The 4,025-nt window shown below is 35.7% G+C and carries 4 protein-coding genes; all 4 read right to left on the bottom strand.

Going from position 1 to position 4,025, the window contains the following annotated elements:
• Nucleotides 1-49: 49 nt before the first annotated feature.
• Nucleotides 50-1,819 (bottom strand): vWA domain-containing protein, encoded by a 1,770-nt coding sequence (locus tag ACY651_RS09545; RefSeq protein WP_462252069.1) that lies wholly within the window; start codon nucleotides 1,817-1,819, stop codon nucleotides 50-52.
• 64 nt (nucleotides 1,820-1,883) lie between these two features.
• Nucleotides 1,884-2,420, bottom strand: a complete 537-nt coding sequence (gene hpt, locus ACY651_RS09540) for a hypoxanthine phosphoribosyltransferase (RefSeq protein WP_462252067.1) — start codon at nucleotides 2,418-2,420, stop codon at nucleotides 1,884-1,886.
• 65 nt (nucleotides 2,421-2,485) lie between these two features.
• Nucleotides 2,486-3,649: a glucosaminidase domain-containing protein gene (locus ACY651_RS09535; RefSeq protein WP_462252065.1), complete on the bottom strand. Its 1,164-nt coding sequence runs from the start codon at nucleotides 3,647-3,649 to the stop codon at nucleotides 2,486-2,488.
• Nucleotides 3,650-3,652: 3 nt separating this feature from the next.
• On the bottom strand, nucleotides 3,653-4,025 hold a 373-nt coding region (locus ACY651_RS09530; RefSeq protein ID WP_462252063.1), incomplete at its 5' end, for an O-methyltransferase.

Raw genomic sequence — 4,025 nt, 5'->3', positions numbered from 1 at the left:
GATTGACGATTGACGATTGACGATTGACGATTGACGATTGACGATTCAACTATTCATCTTTTCGTTTTTTCCCTTTTTTAGATTTATAAATCTTTTTAGCCTTATCAATCATTTGCAAAAACTCTGTTTGCAAATAATCATTTTGATTATGGGCAGCGGTAGCAATAGTTTCTATTTGTAACCAGTCGGCTTCTTTAATATATTTTGATTGCTTTACTTTTAAGCCAAACATGGTAACGGCGGTGGCAAACTGCAATTCATTATCCAAATCATTAAACTCAATAGCCTGCTGCGAACAAATGTATTCCATTACTTTATGGGCAGTATCGTTACACAAGCTGTACCGCATAGAAAGTTTTGCAATGCCGTTCTTATCTATAAAATCTGCTGTTAAAAGTTTTGCATCTTCGGGCACAATTTCAAATACTGCCAGCACACTGCTGCCGCTGCCTATTTCGCCACCTTCCATATCAATCGTACTGTCTTGTACAGCATCACGTTTATTATCAAAACCTATCAGGCGGTATTGCTTTACTAATTTTGGGTTGAACTGCAAATTCATATACACATCATCTGCCACTGCATAAAAAGTTTGCGTTAATTCTTTTACTAAAACTTTTTCTGCTTCGTTAATATCATCCAAATAAGCATAATTACCATTGCCCCTTTTTGCAAGCGTTTCTAATTTAGAATCTTTAAAATTTCCCATACCCACACCAAGGCAGGTTAAAAAAACTCCCGACTGTCTTTCTTTTGTTATAAGTTCATCCATTGCTTTTTCTGATGTAAGCCCCACATTAAAATCGCCATCAGTTGCCAGTATTACCCGGTTGCTGCCCTTTTTATTATACGTACTTCTTGCTAATTGGTATGCCGTCATTATAGCTGCTTCGCCGGGTGTATCGCCTCTTGCTTCAAGCTCTTCAATTGATTTAATTATTTTTTCTTTTTCGTCTCCGCCTGTGGGTTGCAGCCAAATGCCAACAGTACCGCCGTAAGTAACAATTGAAATAGTATCAATAGTTCTTAAATTTTTTACAAACATTTGAAATGCTGCTTTTAATAACGGTAACCGGTTGGGCATATCCATACTGCCCGATACATCAATTAAAAAAACAAAATTGCTTGGCGGAATTTTATTAAGGTCTAATTTTTTTGCATTGATATTTAAAAACAATAATGCTTTTTCTTCATCCCAGGGGCAAGAGCTAAGCTGTGATTCTATTTTAAACACTTCATTATTTTCCGGCTCCCTTCGGTGAAGGTTAAAATAATTCAGCAGCTCTTCTGTACGTACAGCATCAGGCGGTACAGTGCTGCCCATATTTATAAACCTGCGTATATTGCTGTACGATGCCTTGTTTACATTTAATGAAAACCCTGTGTTGGGAAATTTATCAGCAGTTACGTATTCATTTTCTACCAGTTGAAAATAAGTTTCGTTATTTACAAACCAACGGTATTTTGATGTTTGATTAAAATTTTTTGTAACCGAAATTAATTTGGGCCTGTTACGGTTAACATTACTCGGTAATACTTTTAAGTTTACAGCCTGCCACTGTTCGGCATTTATTTTTACAGTTTTTGTTTCATATCCATCAAGAGTAAAAGAAAGTGAATCGGCAATTGATTTTGTAGTTATGCCAAAATCGCCGGAGGCCCCGGAATAATATAATAAATGATTGGAGTGTAAAATTATTTTTACGTTGGCAAGAGGTTGATTTTTTTCATTCTTTACCTCGCCACGTATATAATACTGTGCACCGGCATGCAGTACAGTTAAAAAAAGAAAAGTGATATATAGCAACCGTTTTAGCACAAGAAGATTAATTGCGTTAAAATATTTAGGTTAAAGACAATTTTTTTCCCCTTTGTGTTGCCTGCTATTCCTCTATAAGCTGGTAAATTTCTTTTAAATTTCTTCCTAAGCCATCAAAATCAAGGCCATAGCCCAGCAAAAACTTATTGGGTACGTTAAAGCCAAGATAATCAATTTTTACGGGAAATACTAATGCATCGGGCTTGTGTAACAGCGCTGCAATTTTTAGCGATGCCGGCTGCTGGTTAAAAAGCTGTGGCAAAAATTCGTTCAGCGTTTTGCCTGTGTCAACTATATCTTCTATAATTATTACATGCCTGCCGTTTAAAGGCTCATCGAGACCGATAGAGGTAATTACATTGCCGGTGGAAGTAGTGCCTTTGTAAGAAGCCAGTTTTATAAAACAAATTTCTGCTTCAATAGTAACTGCCTTAAATAAGTCGGCTGCAAACATAAAAGAGCCATTTAGTATAGCAATAAACAGCGGACGTTTTCCCTCATAATCACGGTTAAGCTCAGCCGCCAGAATATTAATTTGTTCATTTATTTTCTGTGCAGTTATAAATGGAGTAAATTTTTTTTTGTTTACCTCGATGTTCATTGGTGTTTGTAGTTTGCAGGTTTGCTTTGCAGCGCCTGATGTTTTGGTAATAGTTCTTTCCGAATTTAATTTGATACAATTAATTCCTGCCCGATACTTAATGAATCGGTTTGCAGTTTATTCCATTCTTTTATTTGCTGTACACTAATATTGTATTTTTTAGAAATTGAATACAACCCTTCTTTTGGCTGCACAACATGTGTTTTAGCAATAACCGCTTCAGGAGTACTTATAACTTTTATTGCAACTTCATTTGCAGGTTTACTATTTGGCTTTAAGTAAATTTTGGTACCCGGTTTAATTTGTTCATTTCCCCAAAGCTTATTATAGTCCAGCATATACTGTAACTGTATGCCATTTTTTTGTGCAATATCATACAACGACTCCCCTGCTTTTGCTTCATAAAAATCTTTATCGCCTGTTTTAGATTTTTTCTCTAAAAAAATATTTTGATTTTTTGTAAGCAAGCCGTCTTCCGCAAGTTCGTTAAAGCCAAGCATTTTACTTAGCGCAATATTATTTTTTGTGGCTACCACCAGCAGTGATGTGCCCTTACCTGCATACACACATTTACTTCCATTAACAGTAATTACTTTATCACCTGCATCAAGCATGCTGGCTTCATCTGCGTTTTTTTCTTCCGGCAAAAATTTTTCTTCAACTACTTTTATTTCAACATCATCCTGGTATTTACCGGCATCAAATTTTGGTGCTTCGTCAGCAGCTGCTAAAGTGTATTGCTGTAAATTATATTGCTCAATATGCTTAATAAGTATCAATGGATATTTTGGGTTGGTGGCATACCCAGCTTTTTTTAATCCGTAAGCCCAGGCTTTGTAATCTTTTACATCCAATTTAAAAAGAAAAGCATAGCGTTCGTCAGCCCTTAAAAAATTACTGTGGTCACGATAACTTTCATCAGCGGTTTTGTACAGGCGAAAACATTCTCCAATTGCATCATCATCATGAGTAACACCACCAGCCGTCCAGTTACTTTTACATTTTATTCCAAAATGATTATTAGATTTTTTTACTAAAGGGCTGTTACCGCTTTCTGTTTCCAACAAACCCTGCGCCAGTGTAATCGCTGCAGGCACACCCATTCTTTTCATTTCCCTTATGGCAATATCTTTATACAATTCAATATACTGCACAGGTGTTAACATATCCTGCGCAAAAGCTATTGCTGTGCTTAAAAATAAAATTGATATAATAAATAATTTTTTCATCCCCTATAATTTTTTAATCAGTAACAATCCATCTCTTACAGTAAGTATTACATTTTCCACCCTTTTATCTTTTGCCACATGCTCATTAAAAGCCTGGATCGCTTTTGCATTTTTACCTTTCAATTCTGGTTGTAAAACTTCTCCATGAAAAAGCACATTGTCTGCCACGATAAATCCGCCGGATTTTACATTTGGCAAAGTTAATTCGTAATACTCAATATAACTCACTTTATCAGCATCAATAAAAACTAAATCCCACTGCTGGTTAAGTGTTGTAAGTACCTGCCGGGCATCTCCAAAATGTAAAATTATGGTATCCTTAACGTTTGCTTTTTCAAAATATTTTTTTGCTGTGGCTGCATCTTCTTCTCTAATT

The organism is Ferruginibacter sp. (assembly GCF_031391665.1).
Classification (GTDB): domain Bacteria; phylum Bacteroidota; class Bacteroidia; order Chitinophagales; family Chitinophagaceae; genus Ferruginibacter.
The sequence above is the reverse complement of the archived record's forward strand: the minus strand, read 5'-3'. Positions and strand labels throughout refer to the sequence as shown.